Origin of the sequence: Streptomyces sp. NPDC001093, from assembly GCF_040298985.1 — a bacterium.
Lineage (GTDB): Bacteria > Actinomycetota > Actinomycetes > Streptomycetales > Streptomycetaceae > Streptomyces.
Genome location: NZ_JBEPBF010000015.1, coordinates 92,689 through 113,097 on the forward strand (window position 1 = coordinate 92,689; position 20,409 = coordinate 113,097).

The window sequence follows — 20,409 nt, forward strand, 5'->3', positions numbered from 1 at the left end:
TAGGAGTCCTGCGCAACCATAGAGGTGGCTCGACCCATCCCCCGATCCCTGAAACCACCATCCCTGCACCTGCGGGGTGGCTCGGCCCAGTCAGTTTGCTTGGTGTCCCACTGGTAGCAGTCCCCACTGACCGCGCACCGTCGGGACGGCCTGAACCGCACAAGACCCTTTCGCCTACCTGTCGATAATGGGACGATCGGGCAACGAGGAGTTCTTGGCGCGGAATCGGACCAGAGGAGATTGCGGAGCCGCTTCGTCGTTCGAGTCGCCAGGCGGGAGCAGGGCGAAGGCAAGGGAGACCTGGGACGGGTCGACCGGTGCGCCGGGCAGGTACGCGGTGTGTTGGTAGGCGTCACCCGCCTCCAGGACCGGGTAGAGCAATGCGATCCCCCTGCGATCCGGAAGGCTCGCACGAAGAGCCCGGGCGGCCAGGCGATGTGCGGGGCCGCTGATGGCGCCGAAGAGCGGCCCCCTACGCCGACTGCGGACGAAGAGGGAGAGCTCTGGGGATCCCAGCACAGATCCGGCCCGGCGCTGCGGCGGGGCTAGCTGAGGGGCGAGGATCAGCCAATCCTCGATGCTTGCCCCCGTCGTGCTTGCTTTCTGCAGATAGGCGAGGTGCGGTGCAAAATTGTCAGGGGTCAGCCACTCCAGCCTGCTGAGCACCTCAAGGAGCTGCGTGTGTCCGATGACAGTCGTGTACGCGGAGAAGGAGGTCTCCTGCCGACTGCCGTCGGCCGGCACGGAGACGGGGATCAGGGGGCTCTGGAACGCGTCAAGGATCGCACGCCACCGCTCCGTGTTTCGGCGCTTCGCGCCGATCTCCAGAGGGTAGCCCGACGGTTCGATCCACCTCCCCGGTGACCGGACCTCCACGAGTTCGGCGTTGTACATCTTGGTGGGACTCGTCGGCTTGAGCCAGGGCAGGTACTGGGCCACCAGTGGCGGGAGTTGAGCCGGAGTGATCATCGGCTTGCCGTCCACCAGGTGTGCGTAGTCGGCGAGTTGAGACCGAAACTCCTCCTCATCGCGGCACATCGCTGCGAACGCCTCGTAGAGATCGATCTCCTTGTTCCCAGTAGCTTCACCGCGACTGATGTAGAGCCGGACCAGGTCGGCATAGCCTTCGCGGAAGCCGAACCAGCGGCCCATCTGCATCAGGGTGTCCGCCTGTGAGGCGGCACGGCGGTAGTAGCTGATGGTGAGGCCCTCGACGGTGAAGCCTCGGGCGAGCTTGGCGCCCCCGACTAGGATCTTCCATACGGGGCGCTGGTCGAAGTCCACGCTGGCGCGCTCGATATCCCTGTCACCGTTGACAATGATCACAGGCTTCTCTGAGCCGTCGGCGATGCGGGCACGCGCGGCATCGATATGCGGGATCAGCTCGTCGAACGAGACAGGGCGTGCGAGGTCTTCGGCCCGGTGGGCGGATACGGGGGCAAAGTCCAGGTCGTAGAGCGCCCTCAGCCGATGAAGAGCCTCGGCCTCGAGTGGGCCAGGGACGTACCAGAGCTTAAGGAGACGATCCATGAGCTCGCGGTGGTCGGCGATGCGCACGGACTCGTGCACCAGCATAGTGTGGTGACGATAAGTGATACTTCTCGGGTCGAGGGCTTCGCGGTACAGCTTGATGGCGCCCGACAGGACAAAGGCATCGAGGGCCTGTTGCAGAGAGGAGTCGTCGCCCGGTTCAGCTTCGTGGATGGCGCGGACATGGGCCATCTCCTGGGAGTTGGCGACCGTTCGCTCCTCAGGAGGAACGGCAGAGTCCACGTCGTGGAAGTCACGCGCCCCCATGTACCCAGCCGGGCGGGGCAACGAGAGCACGAAGTCCTTTGGGAAGACGTCCTCCGCATCGTGCGGATCAATGAGGACATTGGCGAACGGCGTAGCCGTATACGCAACGTACTGGGCTCGGGGAAGCAGGCCAAGCAGTTCGGAGAGGAGTCCGTTGATGGCGCTGCGCTCACGGCCTTCGCGTTGATGCCCAGGGTGCAGCGTATTGACCGATCCGTGGTCGGATTCGTCGTCCACGATCAGTGCCGGAATCTCCTGCAACTGGGCACCGAGTCTGCGCAAGTCCCTGATAACCGAGCCGAGCACGGCCTTGTTCTTCTTGACCACCATGAGCCGGGCAGCCGTGCGATGCAGGTTGGCCGGGTGGTACAGCGGCAGCGTGGGGTCATGCTTCTCGAACTCGAGCGCGATGATCCCTTGTTGCAGGGACTGATAGTCGCTGTTCAGGGTCGTGAGTCGGAGAACGTCGAACGCTCCGCGGAGGGATGGAAGCCCGCCGTGAGTCAAGAACTCTCCCGCCCTCCACTCCGGGTCCAAGGTGTACTCGCAGTCCTCTTCGGGGGCTCCGCGCAGAATGTTCTCGCGACCGACCAACTCCTTATCGATCCGCCGTTGTGTCTGGGCGCGGAGGATGTTGAGAGAGCCGCTGAGGATGATGACCAATCGGTAGCCGGCATCGACGGCCTTGGCGACGACCCCAGTAATGCTGGCGGTCTTCCCGGACTGGACGTAACCGATGACCAAACCCTTGGACTGGTAGGCGGCAGCATCAGTAGGGTCGGCGAGACGCGCGACCACTTGGGCAGCGCTCTCTCCCACGGTGGCCACGGCCTCGGCGGTCCATCCCTTGATTTGCGCCAGATAGCGCTGGTAGGCGGGCCAGTACCAGGGGCGGCCGGGCGGGTGAGTAGGCGCGTACCACGGGGTGAACTCGCTACTGATGATGATCGGTCCTTCAGCGAAGGAGATCGGGATCAGCTCTGTGAGCACTCTGCGGGTCGCGGGCTCCAGTGCGAGGCGCTCATACACCGCGATGCGGCGCTCGGCAGTACGGGGTGGGGTGGATGTCCAAGCAGGCCGTTCCGCGTGGTCCCATTCGGTGAGGCTTCGTCGCCACAGAGCCAGGAGCGGAGCAGCGGTTTCGCCTGACGCCAGGTGACTGCGGAAAGTGGACTGGCTCGCGTCCAGAGCACCGGCACCCGATACAGACGGATGGTCCTCGGACCAGTATTCGAGGGCGCGTGCGAGCGGACGGGGGCCGTTGGCGTGCATGGCTCCCAGCGCCAGGGAATGCACCTCGAGCGCAACGTCATCGACAGCGGCGTCGCCGCCGACCTGTAACGGTACGAGTTCGTCGAGCGCGTCGCGGTGCAGTTGATCCAGCCCCAGACGCCGATAGCTGGCCACGCGGCGCTCGGGGGTGCACGGTCCGGTGTCCGTCCAAGTCAAGGCCGGGGCGCGATCGTATTGGTTCAGCGCAGTGCGCCAGCGGCGATGGGTGTCGTGTGAGATGGAGGTGACGGCATCGCGTGCACCTGCCGCGCGTAGCGCGGCATACCGCTCCAGTTCGCCGAGGAGGTCATCGGAGGTGTCGGCCAGCGGTCCGGTGGAAAGGCGCAGCTGAGTCTTCAGTCTGTGGATCTCTGTTTGGGCCCGATCCAAGGCGCCCATCGTGGCCAAGTACTGGCGGGCCGCCGTCTCGTACTGCACTTTCTGATTGAGCATGCGCGCCGTCAATGTCCGGATGCTGCTCTCTCCGTGCTCCGCCTTCTCCTCAGCCCGCTGGCTGTGGAGGTTCCGCAAAGTGGTGGCGTCTTCCGCGGTAAGACGAGTGCCGGCCAGCTCGATGGTCTTCTCGATGAACTCTTTGGACGGAATGCGGTTCCCGCTCAGATATCGGCTCACCACCGACACACTCAGGTGATGTCGCCTGGCGTATTCCCTCAGGGTGATCTGCATGACCTCGAACGCACCACGTAGGGCTTTGGCCAGGGCTTGATGGAGTTCAGGCAGCTCCTTGTTCAACTCGCGCAGGTTTCCGCCTGCCCAGTGTTCTGACGGCACCAGACAGTCCTACCGGTTGTTGGGCTGACTCGTGGCTGTTGCCAGAGATTTGGCAACAGACCTGGCCTGTTGCGCTGTGATCCGGCAACGCGTTGCCACGGGTGCACCAGAGTCCCGTGCGAAACGGTCGGGGCTCGGCCATGCCCGTGGCCCTGACCCGATGTGCGCGTCACGCACGTGAGGAAGGCGAACGATGCGAAAGCGTCCAAGGAAGACGAAGATCTCCCCCCGGAATTCCCGACGTGCACGTCGGATGATCCGCCGGGCCTGGCTGCTATTCGGCCGGTTCGTGCTCCGCGGTGCGGCGACCGCATTGGGCGCCACGCTGACAGCCTGGCTCACCTGGTGGGTACGGAGTCGTTGACTGGGGCTTCACCACATGGGCCGAGGCAGATCGCGTCCCATGAAGTGGTGTAGCCGGGCAGGGTTCCGGAACGCGCGGGTGTCTGCTCGGGGCGTGCATCCGCTGGCGTTGCGTGCTCCCTGAACAAGGGCAGGCCACCGCGCAAGTCTCCCTGGTGAACGGGCAGTTCGACCAGAGGAGCACGCGATGGCCTTGTCTCAGTCTGAGCTGATGCGGCTGCTCGAGTCACTACGTAGGGCCGATGGAGTTGAAGCAATCAGGGTGGTGTGCGAGCGCATCCTGCAGGAGCTGATCGAGGCCGAGGCCACGGAGATGATCGGTGCCGCGCCGCGTGAGCACTCCGAGACGCGCACGACCTGGCGCAATGGACACCGGGAGAGGCTGCTGACCACGCAGGCCGGTGACCTGGACCTGAAGATCCCGAAGGTGCGGAGCGGGTCGTTCTTCCCGTCGTTGCTGGAACGCCGGCGGCGGATCGACCGCGCGTTGTTCGCCGTGGTGATGGAGGCATACGTGCACGGTGTCTCGACCCGCTCGGTCGACGACCTGGTCAAAGCACTCGGTGCGGACAGCGGGATCTCCAAGTCCGAGGTCTCCCGCATCTGTGGTGAGCTGGATGCGGAACTGACCGCGTTCAAGGAGCGGCCGCTGGACCACACCGTCTTCCCCTACGTCTTCCTGGACGCCACCTACTGCAAGGTCAGGGTCAACCACCGGATCGCATCGCAGGCCGTGGTCATCGCCACCGGGATCTCCGCCACAGGGCACCGCGAGATCCTCGGGCTGATGGTCGGCGACAGTGAGTCGAAGCCGTTCTGGACGAAGTTCCTGCGCTCGCTGCGGGCCCGCGGCCTGGAGAACGTCCAGCTGGTCATCTCCGACAGCCACAGCGGTCTGGTGGCCGCGATCCGCACCGTTTTCCTCGGCGCGGCCTGGCAAAGGTGCCGGGTTCACTTCGTCCGGGACGTGTTTTCGGTGATCGAGAGGGGCTCCGGGGAGATGGTCGCCGCGACCATCCGCACTATCTTCGCGCAGACCACCGGCGAGCAGGTGCGCACCCAGCTGAACGTGGTCGCCGACATGCTCGGACGGCAGTTCCCGCAGGTCAAGACGATGCTGCTGGATGCGGCAACCGACATCACCGCGTTCGCCGACTTCCCGCCGGCGCACTGGAAGAAGATCTGGTCGACCAACCCGCTGGAGCGGCTGAACAGGGAGATCAAACGACGGGCCGACGTCGTCCAGGTCTTTCCCAACCCCGCCGCCTTGGACCGGCTCGCCGCCGCGGTCCTGGCCGAACTCCACGACGAGTGGCAGGTCTTCGACCGCCGCTACCTCTCCGAAGCCTCCATGGCCGAGCTCTTCACCACCAAGCCAACCGAACCCGAACCACAGATCACCCCACAACCGGAACCGAAACAGCTGCCGTGACTACACCACCCCGCGGGACATGACCCCGAGGCAGGCGACTTCATGGAGCGCGATCTACTCTCAGCGCGCCACCACCCAACTGCATGCGTACCTGGCATCTTCGACGAAGCCGGGCACCGTGCGTGGAAGGCGTTACATTCCGTCACTCGCGATCAGGACTTTACTTGCCTGCCGCCTGCCGCCTGCCACATGAGCCAATGGGTCATGTCCCCCTCACGTCACAAAGCCCCGCCAGGTGGATGCGGCGGGGCTCCGCCATCCCAACGGCTGCCCCCGAATGCAGGAACCCCCGTCGCCACCTGGCCGACGGAGGTTCCTCAGCTGTCACGTTCCTGTCACCAACACCATCGACGCACCTGGACCCCAAAGGCCCCACCTGCATGAACAGCAGCGATATAGACCACGTGGACGCCAGAAGACGGTTCCGACTACCTGTGCCGAGTCGTGCCGAGCGACGGTCCCAGGACGAGGACCGGGGCGCCTTCTGGCCCGTCGAAGCTGTATTCCAGGGGTTGAGGCGTCGTCGTACTCACGCGCCCACGTTCCCACATCGCAGGGATGGCCCCGGGCGGGGGGCCGGGGGCCGGACCAGACCCGTCGAGGGCCCTCCCGGGGAGCGCGGCGGCCTCCCGAACCATGGTGCGCCGCCCCCGCGTCTCCCTCGGCGCGCGTACGGACCGCCGGTCGTCCGCGGTCTGCGGTGCGGGACCGGGTCAGGGGCCTGATCCACCCGGCACGTCCGCCGGCGTGTCACGGCCGGCGCGCTCCGCGCGGCGCCCGCGCAGCACCTCCAGCGCCACCGGGACCAAGGAGACGACGACAACCGCGGCCGCCGCGGGCACGAGGTAGGCGTCCGGACGACGTACGGAGTCGCCCAGCCAGTACCCGCCGAGGACGAGCGACTGAGGCCAGGCCAGGCCGCCGATCACCTGCCAGAGGAACCGGCCCAGCACCACCGCCCTCGCGTAGCCGTAGCGGGCCGGCAGCAGTTCCGCACGGTCCGCGCCCGCGCGGAGGCGTCGGTTGCCGATCCGGGCGAGAGCGGCACGGCCTGCCCGCCGTCCGGTCCAGAACCCGGCCTGCGCACCGGCGACGGTGCCCACCGCGGCGCAGGCAGGGACCGGCAGCAACGGCAGGTGCGGCCCGCTGCGGGCGGTGGAGGAGCAGAGCAGCCCGGACTGGCTCCTACTTCTACATCATGTAGTAGCTCAGAGGCGTGCCCGCCCGGCCCACTCCCGAGCCGGGACACGACGACGGAGACCGTGGCCCTCGCCCCGGACAGGACGCGCGGGTGAACCAGTCGACCTGAACGCCCGGGGCGCGGCCGGGAGAGCAATAACCTGAAGACCATCACCCCCGGCGCGCCCCGGCCCGGAACACATGACAAACGGGCCCGCCGTTCCGCGGAAGGAACGAGATCCGCATGAGTACACCACCGCTCCCCGGGGTGCTCGGTGACATCGCGCCGATCCTGGACCACTGGGGCTACTGGGCCGTGGGCGGCCTGATCTTCGTGGAGGACTTCGGCGTCCCTTCGCCGGGCGAGACGGTCCTCATCGCCGCATCGGTGTACGCGGGGGCCGGGCAGCTCAACATCGCCGCCGTCATCACCATCGGCGTCGTCGCCGCCGTCCTCGGCGACAACGTCGGCTACCTCATCGGCCGCACCGGAGGACACACGCTGGTACAGCGCTACGGCAAGTACGTCTTCCTCCCGCCCGAACGCTACGAGAAGGCCGAGGCGTTCTTCACCCGCCACGGCGGGAAGGTCGTCACCGTCGCGCGCTTCTTCGAGGGGCTGCGGCAGCTCAACGGCATCATCGCCGGCACCGCCGAGATGCCCTGGCCCCGCTTCTTCGCCTTCAACGCGCTCGGGGCGGTGCTGTGGGTCGGGCTGTGGGCGGGCGTCGGTTACGCCGCCGGCAACCACATCACCACCATCTACACCGAAGTCAACCGCTACTCGACCTATCTGCTCATCGCCCTGGGCGTGCTGGTTCTCGCGCTCGTGGCCCGCAGGGTGCTGCGCCGCCGCCGCGCGGCGGACTGAGCATCCCTTCCGAGGAAAGGTGAATCTTGCGCGTCATCGAGATGAACACTCCTCGCTCAGCCCATCAAGTTCTACAAGAAGTAGTAGTTTCCGGACTGGCCGGGGCCGCCGCGAGCGTCGCCCGGAGCCCACCCCTGCATTCCGAGCCAAAGGGCATCCATGTCCGTCCTGACCTACCCCGAAGCAGTGGGCGTCGGCCTGCTGCAAGGCGTCACCGAGCTGTTCCCCGTCTCGAGCCTCGGGCACAGCATCCTGATACCCGCACTGCTCGGCGGGCACTGGAAGCACGACCTGGACGTCTCCGCCGACGGCTCGCTGTATCTCAACGAGCTGGTCGGCCTCCACCTGGCCACCGCGCTGGCGCTGGTGGTCTTCTTCTGGCGCGACTGGGTCCGGGTGATCCGGGGCCTGGTCACGTCGATCACCCAACGTCGCATCCAGACCGTGGACCAGCGTCTCGCCTGGCTGATCATCTCGGCCTGCATCCCGGTGGGCGTCGCCGGCGTCGCGCTCGACAAGATCTTCCGCACGACGCTCGGGCGCCCCATCCCCACCGCGATCTTCCTGGCTCTCAACGGCATCGTCCTCTTCGTCACCGAACAGCTGCGGCGCGGTGGCAGCGGCCGCCGGCGGGCGGAGGACGCCGTCACACCGGACGAGGAGCACCTGAGCCCCGACGAGCTGTCGGACCGGCGGATCACGCGGATGACCATCCGCCAGGCCGTGACGATCGGCGCGGCCCAGATCCTCGCCCTCCTCCCCGGCATCAGCCGCTCCGGCTCCACCATCAGCGCGGGCATCTTCAAGGGCCTGAACCATGAGGACTCCGCCCGTTTCGCGTTCCTGCTCGCCACCCCCGTGATCGGCGGAGCAGCGCTGCTGAAGCTGCCTCCGCTCCTCGGTTCCCAGGGCAACGGCCTGCGCGGTCCGCTGCTGGCGGGCGGCATCGCCGCCTTCGTCGCGGCCTATCTCGCGACCCGTTATCTGGTCCGCTACTTCGAGAACCGCACCCTCGTCCCGTTCGCCGTCTACTGCACCCTGGCCGGGCTCGGCAGCCTCGCCTACTTCACCATCGGCTGACAGTGCGTGGCGCCAACCACGGGGTTTGGCGTTCCCACACCCATCTTCTACATTGAGTAGAACTTCGACGGCGGCGTGCGTGCCGCCGTCTCCTGAGTGCGCCGCGCGCTCCTGCACCCAAGAGAACCGCCGTACCCCGTGACGGCGCGCGGCAGGAAAGGACCCCCGGGTGTTCCTGGCCCTCAATCCGCTGGATGCCACCTCGCTGCTGACCACGTTCGGCACCGCCGGCATCTTCCTCGTGCTGTTCGCCGAGACGGGCCTGCTCGTCGGGTTCTTCCTGCCCGGCGACTCGCTGCTGTTCACGGCCGGTCTGCTGTGCACGACCACCAAGAACGGGGTGCACTTCTCCCTGCCTGCCGTGCTGGCCGCCGCCGTGGCCGGGGCACTGCTCGGCGCCCAGGTCGGTCACCTGCTCGGCCGCCGCGCCGGCCGGGCGTTCGTGGCCCGCGCCCGCAACCGGCACCTGGCGAACGGCGTGACCCGGGCGGAGGAGCTGCTTGCCCGGTACGGTCACGGCAGAGCGATCGTGCTGGCCCGGTTCATCCCCGTGGTACGGACGGTGCTCAACCCGCTCGCCGGGATCGTGGGCGTACCCACCCGTACGTTCGCGCTGTGGCAGATCACCGGCGGGCTGGCGTGGGCGGCGGGCCTCGTGCTGGGCGGCTACGCCCTCGGCTCGAGCATCCCGAACGTCGACCACTACCTGCTGCCCCTGGTCGGGCTGATCGTCGTCGTCTCCCTGCTGCCGCTGGTCCTGGAACTCCTGCGCTCCCGCCGCACCGGCAAGGACACGACGAAGCCGACCCGTAGGCACGCCGCGTGAGGATCACGCTCCTGACCCTTCGGCCGGCGTCCGCCGGGACTCCGCCGACTTGGGCGCTTCCGGCCACTCCCGCGGAGGGAGGCACCCCGGACGCCTTCCGCGTTCACCCACTGGTACGTCGGTGAAGGTGACGGCTGCTACATTCCCCAGCGTGTCGAGCACAGAGACGGTGAGCCGCTGCTCGCAGACGGCATCGCGCGGGTGGTCGCGCTGACGGAGCAGGCCAAGGGCCAGGTCGTGACGTCGAAGGCCAGGTTCACCCTCGCCGCGCCGGAAGAGGAGGAGCAGTCGCTGGAGCGGCTGCGCCGCCGGCACCGGGACCTGACGGCACGCGACGTGCTCGGGGCCCCGGAGGCGCCGGTGGCCGGTGAGCGCCCGGGTCAGTGCGTGGCCGCCCGCGAGGACCTCGCCGAGCGCGTCTTCGCCGCCCTGCGCCAGGCACCGGAGCCGGAACAGTGAGCACGGCCGCCACGACGCAGGCGGCACCGGCCCGGCAGATGTGGCCGCTGTACGCCGCCGGCTTCACCACCGCCTTCGGTGCGCACGGGATTGCCGCCAACCTCGGCGGCCATGCCCGGGGCGCGGTCACCTCACTGCTCGTCCTCGGCGGCCTGCTCGCCCTGTACGACGGTGCCGAGGTGATCCTCAAGCCGGTCTTCGGCAGCCTCGCCGACCGCATCGGCGCGCGCCCGGTACTGCTCGGCGGACTCGTCGCGTTCGCCGCCGCGTCCGCCCTGTACGTCGTCGCCGGCAGCCCCGGCTGGCTGTGGGCCGCCCGCCTCGGCCAGGGTGCCGCGGCCTCCGCCTTCTCCCCGTCGGCCTCGGCCCTGGTCGCGCGGCTCAACCCGGCGGCCAGGCACGGGCGGGCGTTCGGGAGCTACGGCTTCTACAAGTCGATCGGATACACCCTCGGCCCACTGCTGGGCGGCGTCCTGGTGTGGGCCGGTGGCCTGCGGCTGCTCTTCGCCGTCCTCGCCGTACTCGGTGCGGCGGTCGCCGGGTGGGCCGCGCTCGCCGTCCCCGCCGTACCGCCGCTGCCCAAGGCCCGGCAGACGGTCCTCGACCTCGCCCGGCGGCTGGCCGAGCCGGCGTTCCTCGCCCCGACGGCCGCACTCGCCGCGGCGACGGCCGCCCTGTCGGTCGGGGTGGGCTTCCTTCCGGTGTCCGGGCGGGCGGCCGGTCTGGGCACGGTGGCCACGGGTGCCGCCGTGTCCGTGCTGGCCGCCTGTGCCGCCGTCGTGCAGCCGAAGGCGGGACGGGCACTGGACCACGGGCGGCTCACGACCCGTACGGGCGTCACGGCGGGGCTGCTGCTCACCGCCGCCGGAATGGGCTGCGCCATGCTGCCGGGCCTGACCGGCATCCTCGCCGGCGCCACCCTGATCGGCGCCGGAACCGGTCTGATCACCCCGCTCGGCTTCGCCGCCCTCGCCGCGAGCACCCCCGCCGAACGGCTCGGGCAGACCATGGGCGCCGCCGAACTCGGCCGCGAACTCGGCGACGCGGGCGGCCCGTTGCTCGTCGCGACGGTCGCCTCCCTCACCACCCTCACCCACGGCTACGCCGCCCTCGGCCTCCTCCTCGCCCTCGGTCCGGCCCTCACCGTGCTGCGAGGGCGCCTCACGGGAAGGTGATCGGCGACCCCTCCCGCTCTGCCCGGCCGTTCGCCGGGTGGGACGGACGCTGCCCGGAGGGGACTGCGCCGGGCAGGCCCGGGACGCCGTGCTCGCGCAGAGGTCCGATCTGCCGGCCGTGCTCCTGGCAGACGTCGAGGATGCGGGGCAGTGCCCGCAGGGTGGTGCGCCAGGAGCCGGTGGCGGAGGTGCAGTCGGAGTCGTGCAGCAGGATGGTGCCTCCGCCGCGCAGGTCGCGCAGGACGGTGTCCTCGACGGATCGGGGTGTGGCCCGCTTGCGCCAGTCCTCGCCCCAGCAGGTCCACAGCACCGGAGTCAGCCCGAGGCGGCGGCAGGCCAGATGGGCGGTGGTGGTCATCACCCCGTACGGGGGCCGGAAGAGCTCCGGTGTCCGGCCGGTGACGTCGGCCACCGCGTCGCGGGCGCGGGCCAGGTCGTCGTAGGTGGCACGGGGACCACGCACCAGCAGCGGACGGTGGTGCCAGCCGTGGACGGCGATCTCGTGCCCGGCGGCCGTCATCTCCCTCGCCAGCCCGGGCGAACGGACCAGCATCGAACCGAGCACGAAGAACGTGGCACGGATCCCTCGCGCGTCGAGGAGCCGGAGGAAGTGCGGGGTGGACAGGTGGTCGGGGCCGTCGTCGAAGGTGAGGGCGATGTGATCCGGTCGGCCCTGCCCGGACAGCCGCGGCATGACCGTGTTGCGCAGCGGGCCGAAGGTCGAGACCACGGGGGCCGCCTGGAGAACGGCGAGTGCGGGCAGCGCCGTGGCCGAGGCGAGCGCGGCGGCACGGGCGAGACGAGCCGGGGTCATCACCAGTCCCCGTCCAGGTAGTGGGTGACGGCGGGGAGGCGCGCGGGGGCTTCGGTGCAGGCGATCGTCGCCGCGATGCCCAGCGAAAGGGTGGCCGCCGCACCGGCGACAGCCAGGCTCGGCCGCCGTCTCGCCGGACGGCGGCTCGTCACGGGCTGTGCGCCCGCAGCGGGTTGAGGTCCGGTTCCGGCGGCGATGGCGGGTACCGGGCCGGGAGCGGAGCGGTGCAGTTCGAGTCCTGCCGCGCGCTGGGCACGGCCACGCGGACCGTGGAGGAGTTCGGCGAGCACCGGGCCGAGGTCCGCCGGTTCGCGGATCCAGGCCGCGAGGCCCGCCTCGTCCAGGGCGGCGGCGTTGGTCCGGCCGTGGCCGGGGATGCAGCGGTAGCTGAGCACCGGCAGGCCGGCGGCGAACGCCTCCAGCGACGTCAGCCCGCCGGCGTTCTGGACCAGCACGTCGCAGGCGTGCATCAGGCCGGGCATGTCCTCCACCCAGCCGAAGGCATGCTCGATGCCGTCTCCTCGCAGCGCGTCGGCGAGGGCCTGGTTGCGTCCGCACACCACCACCGGCACCGCCACCCCCGTCTCCCGGATCTCGGCGGCGGCCCGCCGCACGGGGCCGACGCCCCACGAGCCCGCGACCAGCAAGGCCAGCGGCTCCTGCCCGGGCAGGCCGAACCGGTCACGCGCCGCCCGCCGTTGCTCGTCGGTTGCGGGGGCGAACCGCGGACCGGTGACGGGGCCGACGACGGTCACGGCGGCCGCGCCCTGGGCGTGGGCCTGGGCCGCGGGCACCGCGTGCACGGCGAGGTGGGCGTCGATACCGGGGGCCACCCACAGGGCGTGCACGGAGAAGTCGGTCAGGTAGGTGAAGGCCGGCACCCTCAGCAGACCGCGCCGCCGCAGCGTGCCGAGGACCTGGCTGGCACCGGGGTACGTCGAGACGACCGCGCACGTGTCAGGCTCGAGCGCTCGCAGAGTGGGCTGCTCGGCGCCGCGGAACAGCGCCCGCCACAGCGCGCCCGGGCGCGACGCGTGCTCGGTCGCCGCGTACAGGCGCTGATAGCCCGCCGGTGCCCAGGTCAGCATGCGGTGGTAGACGTCGCAGATCAGCCTGCCGGTGCGCGCGGGGAGCAGGTCGAGGAAGTCGTACCGGTCCACCAGGAAGCCGTGCGCGGCCAGCCGGTCGGCCAGCCCGGCCGCCGCGCCGTCGTGTCCCGCACCGACGCTCGCGGAGATGATCGCGATCCGCCGAGGGCCTGAGGCCGGCAGAGCTGAGGCGGACACCGAGGGCGCCGTCGTCGGCATCAGGTCGTCGCGTTGAGCCACGGGGGTTCAGCCTCCTGACGGGATGGACGCACGGCCGGAGATGCCCGGGCCCGACGGTGCCGTGCGCAGGACGGGGCCATGCCTCTTTCACGGCCGAGCGGGGCCACTCGGTCTCGGCAGGCGCCGTGAGGCAGAAGCTACTACACGATGTAGAACTTGGGGAGCGGTGAACGAAACCTGCTGTCGTTGACCCCGCAGCGCGCATCGCCACCGACATCAAGGCATACAGAGCCAGGGTGAACAGGTAGGCGACGTATCCGAACTGCCGGCGCACTCTGGCCGAACACAGCGCGACGCCGGCGAGGAGCGCGGCGACCGAGGCGAGCACGGCAAGGATCCGCACCCCACCCAGAAAGTTACTACATGATGTAGAAGTACAATGGACCGTCGACGAAAACAGGAAGGAGGGGGTTCACCGATGGCGCCGCGGGTATCGCGTGTACGGCCGGCAGCTCACCCTTCCTGCGACAGACCGGCGCCGCGCCGGTGACCGGGCAGGCCTCGGCGGAAACCGGGCGGCCCGCCGGAACCCGGACCCTCCGTCCGCCGTCCCGGGGCACGACGGCTCGCCTGTGCCGCGGGGCCGTCGCCGCCCTCCTGGTCGTGACCCCGGCCGCCTATCTGGCGATCTCGGCCGACCAGAGCCACAACGTGGCCGCCGCGCGCAAGCTGCGGGCCGAGCGGGCGGGGCTCGTCCGCGACACGCCCTCCACCGTGCAGCGCGACGTCTACCAGGTGCCGATCCCGGCCGGAGCGAGCGATGTCACCTTCTTCGAGGCCAACGCCTGGGAGAAGGACTCGCTGTATGTGCAGTTCACCACCACCCCCGCCGGACTGGCCGGCTTCCTGGCCCGGCTCGGCACCAACCGCGCACACCTCCGGGACGGTCTGGTCACGGACGTCGTCCCGACCCGCCTGCGCAGCCAGGTCGGCTGGCGCTTCCCGCCAGGCCACCACTGGGCGAGCACGGCACTGAACCCACGGGGCCTGCGCCCCGCCCACCAGGTCACGGTGAACCTCGACGACCCGCGCAGACCCGTGGTGTTCACCGTCTCCACCATCCGCTTCGCCCACCACGACGGCACGGCACGGCCTTCCACTCCCCGCCCCGCCCCGTAGCCGACGGTCCCGGCACTCCGCCACCGAACCGGTGGGCAGGACCACAGCCACGTTTCTACAACATGTAGTAGATTAGCCGGACGGCCACCACTGATTCACCGCGATGTCATCAGCATGCCATCGCGGGCGTGGGGATCACGGCGGCGCAGGGCCGTTCCGCGTCGCCTCGTGCTGACAGGGAAGGACCTGCCCATGATCGCGGCCGCCACCGCGCAACTGGCCTTCGACGGATCCGGCATCGACGGTTCGTTGTTCACCTCCGTCACGGACTTCGCCCGCGACACCAAGTGGCTGAACACCCCCTTGGAGCTGTGGACCAACCTCGGTCTCGGCGTCTTCGCGGTGCTCATGGTCATGGGCTGGTGGAGCGCGCGCCGCCGCGGCGCACGGGAGATGGCGGTCGCACTGGCCGCACCGGTCGCCGTCCTGGTCGCCTTCGCCGCCGCCGAGGTGGTCAAGAAGATCGTGGGCGAGGTGCGGCCCTGCCGGTCGATGCCCCACGCCTACATCGTCGACACCTGCCCCGCGCCCTCCGACTACGCCTTCCCCAGCGGTCACAGCACCGTCGCCGCCGCGACCGTGGCCGCCCTGTTCCTGCTCGACCGCCGCCTGAGCGCCATCGCGGCCGTGTTCGCCGTGGTGGAGGGCTTCACCCGGGTCTACGTCGGCGCCCACTACCCCCACGACGTCCTCGGCTCCGTGCTCCTCGCCCTCCCGGTCGCCTACCTCACCAGCCTGGCAGTGCGCCGGTGGGCCACCCCGCTGGTCGCATCCCTGAGCACCGGCGCCCTGCGCCCGCTGCTGACCGCCGAACCAGCGACCGCCCTGCAGCACGCCCGGTAGACCCTGCGGGGACGCGCCTGCCGGTAGCGCGTCGCAACCGACACCGCCGTAGGCCGGTTCTCACGGCACCCGGCAGCGCGCCGCCGAGGCGCGCTGCCCCGTCCGCCCGGTCGGGTCCGCAGTCCGTCCTCTGCTGCGCTCATGGGAGCGGGTACGGGCCCTGATCTGAGGCCGCCCGGGCAGGGGAGAGCAGGGCCCCGGCGCCGCATGCCCTGCAGGCGAACGCCGCCGGGACCGGACCATCGCCGACGGCCAGGTCCCCGCCCGTCGGCCCACGGCGGTGATCGCCGGAATCGCCGGCGCGGTCACCCGGCACCGCGCGCACCAGCAGCGGCAGATGCATCGGCACCGGCCGGAACACGCCTCACCCTCGGGTCAGACAGAGGAGTCGCCGTGCAGCAGCTGTTCCAGCAACTGCTCGTCCTCCGCCGACAGTTCCGATACGAACCGGGCCAGCACCGCCGCACGGTCCCCGCCCTCGTCCAGCAGCGTGTGCATCCCCGCCGCCGCATGCCCGGCCTGGTCGTCCACGGGCGCGTACACGTAGCTGCGCCCCTCCCGGTGCCGGGTCACCAGTCCCTTGTCGCACAGCCGCGTCAGAATCGTCAGCAGCGTCGTGTACGCGGCATCGGGCACCTGCTCCTGGACCACCGTGGCCGACACCGGGCCACCGGCCGCCCACAGGGCTGCCAGCACCGTGCCCTCCAGTTCGCCCCGCGCACGCCGCCGGGCCTCCCCCCGGCCGTCCTTGCCGCCCGTCACCTGGCACCTCCCTCACTGTCCGGCCAGGCTGTCCACGATCATCCAAGCTACTACGAGACGTAGAAAAACGGCCATCTTGATCACGGGGCTGTCTCATCTCCGGTGTCGACGTGGCGGTGCTACCGGGCCTCCTCCCTCTGGGACTCCTCCTGGTGGGACAGCTCGACGTCGAAGCCGGTGACGCCGCTGCCGTCCAGGCGCACCGACGCGGCGACCGGGGCGTAGCCGCTGGCGATGACGGTGTAGTCGCCGCCGTCCAGGTCGGTGAACCCGTAGGCGCCGTCGGAGCCCGTGATCATGGTGCCGACCACGTTCCCCGCCGAGTCCAGCAGGGTGACCTTGGCGTCGTCGAGCGGCCGGCCGGTGGCGGCGCTGACGACACCGTGGAGCCGGGCGCCGGGTTCGAGCCGGATCTCGCAGGCCTGCGTGCCTCCCGGGGTGACCTCGACCGGGAGGGCGGCCGGGCGGTGTCCGGTCGCGTTCACGACGAGCGTGTAGCTGCCGGGGACCAGATCGGCGAGGAGGAAGCCACCGTCGGCGGCCGAGGCGCCGGAGGACACGACCTCGCCGCGCACATCGGTGGCGACCAGCAGGGCTCCCGGCAGCGGGTGTCCCTCGACGGCGTCCCGGACCGTTCCGGTCAGGGCGACGGTGCCACTCAGCGCGAGATCGCAGGTGACCGGCTCCTCGCCGACGAGCACCGTGACGGCCTGCGGCTGCCGGGCACCGGCGGCGCCGATCAGCACATAGGTGCCGGGGCCGGTGACGGACATCGTGTAGGCCCCGTCCGCGCCGCTGACGGCGCGGCCGAGCTGCCGTCCGTTCACGTCGATCAAGGTGACCACGGCCTGCGGCACCGGCGCGCCCGCGCCGTCCAGCACGCGGCCCTGGACGCCGTACGACGGGGCGCCGGGAACGGGTTCGAACCGATCGGCCGGCCCGGCGACGGGCTGCGTCCCGGCGGGCGGCGTCCCGAGGAGCTGCCTCCCCGCGGGGACGGCCTCGGCAGGGGTGGTCCCAGCGGCGGTGCGCTCTGCGGCGGCGGACCCCACGTCCGTGGTAGCGGCGGGCCCTGCGGTCGTGGTCGCGGCCGGTTCCGGGGCGGGGCCGGCGTTCTCCTCTGCGGCCTGTGCCTCCAGCCCGGAGACCTTGCGCAGCGGTACCTCCTTGGTCCACACCGCGACCAGGAAGCTCAGGACCATCACGGCCGCCGCGATGAGGAACACGAGCTGCATCGAGTCGGTGAAGCCGACCTTGAACGGCTCGGCCAGGCGCGGGTCGAGGCGCTGGATGAACGAGGAGTCGTCGAGCACGCCCGAGCCGCTTCCGCCGCCCGCTCCGGGGTGCTTGAACATCTCGAGCACGGGCGCGTTCGCGGGGTTGTGCCGTACGGCCGGGTCGTGCAGCGCCGCCCGGAACGCGGGCGTCGCGTACGCCGCCCGGAAGGCCGAGCCGATCTTGTCGCCAACCGTGCTGAACAGCACGGACAGGAAGACCGCGGTGCCGGCGGTGCCGCCCATCTGCCGGAAGAAGGTGGCCGACGCGGTCGCCACGCCCATGTCCTTGGGCTCCACGGCGTTCTGCACGGCCAGGGTCAGGATCTGCATGCATCCGCTCAGGCCGATGCCGAACAGCGCCATGTAGGCCATGGTCTCCGGCAGCGGGCTGTCCCACTGCACCCGGTAGTGGAAAAGCAGGGTGGCGGCGATGAGCAGCAGGGTGCCGATGACGGGGAAGATCTTGTACTTGCCGGTCTTCTGGATGATGCGTCCGACCACGATGGTGCCGGCGATCATGCCGAGCATCAGCGGCAGCATCATCAGGCCCGACTTGGTGGGGCTGACGCCCTTCACGATCTGCAGGTACAGCGGGATCATCATCATCCCGCCGAACATGCCCATGCCGATGAGCACGGACAGCAGGCTCATCTTGCTGAACACCGCGCTGCGGAACAGCCGCATCGGGATCAGGGCCTCCTCGCCCATCGCCCGTTCGACGAGGACCCACACCACCAGGCCGACCGCGCCGACCGCGTAGCAGACGCAGGCCTTCGTGGAGGTCCAGCCCCAGGTCTGGCCCTGCTCGGCCACGAGCAGCAGCGGCACCACGCCGACGGCGATGGTGAGCGCGCCCCACCAGTCGATGCGATGATCGCGCCGGTTGTGCGGGAGGTTCAGCACCTTGGCGACGACGAACAGCGCGATGATGCCGACCGGCACGTTGACCAGGAACACCCAGCGCCAGCCGGCGATGCCCAGGATGCTGCCGCGGCCCGCGAGGAAGCCGCCGATCAGCGGGCCGAGCACGCTGGAGGATCCGAACATCGCGAGCATGTAGCCCTGGTACCGGGCCCGCTCGCGGGGCGGCACGATGTCACCGATGATCGCCAGCGCCAGTGACATCAGACCGCCCGCGCCGATGCCCTGGAAGGCCCGGAAGGCGGAGAGCTCCGTCATCGAGGTGGCGAACGAGCAGGCCGCCGAGCCCGCGATGAAGATCGTGATGGCCGCCAGGAAGAAGGGTTTGCGGCCATAGAGGTCGGACAGCTTGCCGTACAGCGGCGTGCTGATGGTGGAGGTGATCAGATACGCGGTGGTGACCCACGCCTGCGCGCTGAGTCCGTGCAGGTCGTCGGCGATCGTGCGGATCGAGGTGCTGACGATGGTCTGGTCGAGCGCCGCCAGGAACATCCCCAGCATCAGGCCGCTGAGGATCGTCATGATCTGGCGGTGTGTCAGCCTGCCGGCCGGCGCCGACGCGGATATCGCTCCGGTTTCCCCACGGGCCGGGGATGCGGACGTGGTCATGCGTGCGGATCTCCTTGCCTCGCCTCGCCGGCCGGGCCCAGCCCGGCTCCGAGGCCTGTGTACATGCGGTCGACCAGGTCGCCGTCGCGGTGCTTCAGCGGACGGGGGACGGCCGTCGCCCCAGGTTCCGTTGCTTGCGGCTACCAACTGAGTGTAGATCCCGGCCCGGGCAGGCCGTGTCACATGGGGCCCCGGCACCGGAACGGCGTCCTCAGGGCATGGCCAGCCATCCGATCACGCCCGTCACACCGAAGACGGCGAAACCGATGCCGCACGCCTTGAGCAGCCGGCTCAGCATCCGGCCGGCCCCCGGTGACCACAACGCCGCGCCGATCCGTCCGCCCAGCCGCGGCATCACGGTGGAGAACGCGCCGCACAGGGCGGTCAGGCCGGCGACGAGTGCCACCACGCAGGCGCAGATCCCGGCCAGCCGCCCGGCCGTCGGGGCCACCCCGACCAGATAGCAGTGGCCGCCCGCGTCGTGCTGGACCGGCATGACCGTCCCGACCTCGTAGGAGTCGCCGATGGAGGCGAACTGGTCGACCACATGATGATCGTCGGAGCGGAAGAGGCCGTAGCAGTCGGTATGGCGCTGTTTGCCGGTGCCCGTGGTCTCGCAGGTCTCTATCTTCAGCAGCCCGGGGGTGCCGGACATGCGCGTGGAGTACTTCAGGCCGTCGGCGAGACCCACGCCCCCGCCGAGCCCGAGGCCGCCGAACAGCACCCCGATGAACAGCATGCACAGCGTCGTCGCGATGCGGCCCGGCACCGTCTTCGGTGCACTGTCGGCCTTCACCCGGTGCCCCCGTCCCGCCCTCACCGTCTCACGTCTCCCCGCCTGCCGGATGCCGGTCCGGCCGGTCATGATGCCACCGGCCACGGGGCTGCCGACGCAGCACCCCGACGGACCACACCGGACCCACACAGATCATGCGAGGCGGCGGGGGAAACGGGCGGAACCGCCCGGGTCGATCGGTGTCCGGGTCCTCCATCGGGAGCCCCCGATCCTCCTCCCGCGAACCGACGCCGAGCCCCGGGAGGGGGTCGTGGGTGTGACGCCACCCATAGGACGCAGATCACGTCCTAGGCGAGGCCGTAGAACCACCACCCGACTGAGCTGCACAGAAATCTCCATAACGGCTCATTTCGGACATTCCTCCGTAGTCGGGTAGTACGTCACATCATTGCGCCTCGTCAAACCCGTGGCTAAACATTGCTGTCGTCGCCGGGAGCCACCGGCCGGACCGAGCGGGATTCCGCCGGCCCCGCCCGCTCCCGACGCAGTACGGGGCCCCGCCCCACGCCACCGCGACCGACAGCGGCCGGCGCCGACGACGTCCTTCCGTGGAGAGTTCCTTCCGTATGACCATGACTGCCCGCACCCGCATCGCCCGTCTGCGCACCCTCGCCCTCACCGGCATCACCACCACGGGCGCCGCGGCCGCCGCCCTCACGCTGATGCCGACGAACGCACAGGCCGCCGAAGCGAC

General features: G+C 70.1%; 15 protein-coding genes. 8 read left to right on the forward strand and 7 right to left on the reverse strand.

Annotation, left to right across the window (positions count from 1 at the left end):
* Positions 1 to 174: 174 nt before the first annotated feature.
* Positions 175 to 3,822: a Z1 domain-containing protein gene (locus ABT288_RS10650; protein WP_351604879.1), complete on the reverse strand. Its 3,648-nt coding sequence runs from the start codon at positions 3,820 to 3,822 to the stop codon at positions 175 to 177.
* Positions 3,823 to 4,411: 589 nt separating this feature from the next.
* Here ABT288_RS10650 and ABT288_RS10655 point away from each other — a divergent pair.
* Positions 4,412 to 5,656 (forward strand): IS256 family transposase, encoded by a 1,245-nt coding sequence (locus tag ABT288_RS10655; protein WP_351604881.1) that lies wholly within the window; start codon positions 4,412 to 4,414, stop codon positions 5,654 to 5,656.
* 713 nt (positions 5,657 to 6,369) lie between these two features.
* Here ABT288_RS10655 and ABT288_RS10660 read toward each other — a convergent pair.
* Entirely contained in the window at positions 6,370 to 6,759 is a 390-nt protein-coding gene (locus ABT288_RS10660) for a hypothetical protein (RefSeq protein ID WP_351604884.1), read from the reverse strand.
* A 320-nt stretch (positions 6,760 to 7,079) separates the two neighbouring features.
* On the opposite strand from ABT288_RS10660, the gene ABT288_RS10665 reads away from it, so the two are divergent.
* From ABT288_RS10665 to ABT288_RS10685, 5 genes are all read left to right on the forward strand, one after another.
* The gene (locus ABT288_RS10665; protein WP_351604887.1) at positions 7,080 to 7,706 is read left to right on the forward strand and encodes a DedA family protein; all 627 of its coding nucleotides are present in this window, start codon (positions 7,080 to 7,082) and stop codon (positions 7,704 to 7,706) included.
* Positions 7,707 to 7,865: 159 nt separating this feature from the next.
* Positions 7,866 to 8,786, forward strand: a complete 921-nt coding sequence (locus ABT288_RS10670) for an undecaprenyl-diphosphate phosphatase (protein WP_351604889.1) — start codon at positions 7,866 to 7,868, stop codon at positions 8,784 to 8,786.
* Between the two features lie 169 nt (positions 8,787 to 8,955).
* Complete coding sequence (locus tag ABT288_RS10675) at positions 8,956 to 9,612, forward strand: DedA family protein (protein ID WP_351604892.1); 657 nt, start codon at positions 8,956 to 8,958, stop codon at positions 9,610 to 9,612.
* Positions 9,613 to 9,813: 201 nt separating this feature from the next.
* Entirely contained in the window at positions 9,814 to 10,071 is a 258-nt protein-coding gene (locus ABT288_RS10680) for a Chromate resistance protein ChrB (RefSeq protein WP_351604895.1), read from the forward strand.
* Between the two features lie 38 nt (positions 10,072 to 10,109).
* Positions 10,110 to 11,246 carry an MFS transporter gene (locus ABT288_RS10685; RefSeq protein ID WP_351604925.1) on the forward strand — a complete coding sequence of 379 codons (1,137 nt, stop codon included), beginning with the start codon at positions 10,110 to 10,112 and terminating at the stop codon, positions 11,244 to 11,246.
* On the opposite strand, the gene ABT288_RS10690 is transcribed toward ABT288_RS10685, so the two are convergent.
* Positions 11,233 to 12,060 (reverse strand): polysaccharide deacetylase family protein, encoded by an 828-nt coding sequence (locus tag ABT288_RS10690; protein ID WP_351604898.1) that lies wholly within the window; start codon positions 12,058 to 12,060, stop codon positions 11,233 to 11,235. The two genes, ABT288_RS10685 and ABT288_RS10690, sit on opposite strands and share 14 nt — an antisense overlap.
* Positions 12,060 to 13,388: an MGDG synthase family glycosyltransferase gene (locus tag ABT288_RS10695; RefSeq protein ID WP_351604901.1), complete on the reverse strand. Its 1,329-nt coding sequence runs from the start codon at positions 13,386 to 13,388 to the stop codon at positions 12,060 to 12,062. The genes ABT288_RS10690 and ABT288_RS10695 overlap by 1 nt, the downstream gene beginning before the upstream one ends.
* 603 nt (positions 13,389 to 13,991) lie before the next feature.
* Between ABT288_RS10695 and ABT288_RS10700 the strand changes: the two genes are divergently transcribed.
* Together ABT288_RS10700 and ABT288_RS10705 are read left to right on the forward strand one after the other, a co-directional pair.
* The gene (locus ABT288_RS10700) at positions 13,992 to 14,507 is read left to right on the forward strand and encodes a hypothetical protein (protein ID WP_351604903.1); all 516 of its coding nucleotides are present in this window, start codon (positions 13,992 to 13,994) and stop codon (positions 14,505 to 14,507) included.
* A 192-nt stretch (positions 14,508 to 14,699) separates the two neighbouring features.
* Entirely contained in the window at positions 14,700 to 15,350 is a 651-nt protein-coding gene (locus tag ABT288_RS10705; RefSeq protein ID WP_351604906.1) for a phosphatase PAP2 family protein, read from the forward strand.
* Positions 15,351 to 15,725: 375 nt separating this feature from the next.
* Here the strand turns inward: ABT288_RS10705 and ABT288_RS10710 are convergent, their stop codons facing one another.
* The 3 genes from ABT288_RS10710 to ABT288_RS10720 all read right to left on the reverse strand — a co-directional run bounded on the left by ABT288_RS10710 (position 15,726) and on the right by ABT288_RS10720 (position 19,784).
* Positions 15,726 to 16,112, reverse strand: a complete 387-nt coding sequence (locus tag ABT288_RS10710; RefSeq protein ID WP_351604909.1) for a BlaI/MecI/CopY family transcriptional regulator — start codon at positions 16,110 to 16,112, stop codon at positions 15,726 to 15,728.
* A 119-nt stretch (positions 16,113 to 16,231) separates the two neighbouring features.
* The gene (locus tag ABT288_RS10715) at positions 16,232 to 18,919 is read right to left on the reverse strand and encodes an MFS transporter (RefSeq protein WP_351604912.1); all 2,688 of its coding nucleotides are present in this window, start codon (positions 18,917 to 18,919) and stop codon (positions 16,232 to 16,234) included.
* Between the two features lie 211 nt (positions 18,920 to 19,130).
* Positions 19,131 to 19,784 carry a hypothetical protein gene (locus ABT288_RS10720; RefSeq protein ID WP_351604915.1) on the reverse strand — a complete coding sequence of 218 codons (654 nt, stop codon included), beginning with the start codon at positions 19,782 to 19,784 and terminating at the stop codon, positions 19,131 to 19,133.
* Positions 19,785 to 20,409: the final 625 nt, after the last annotated feature.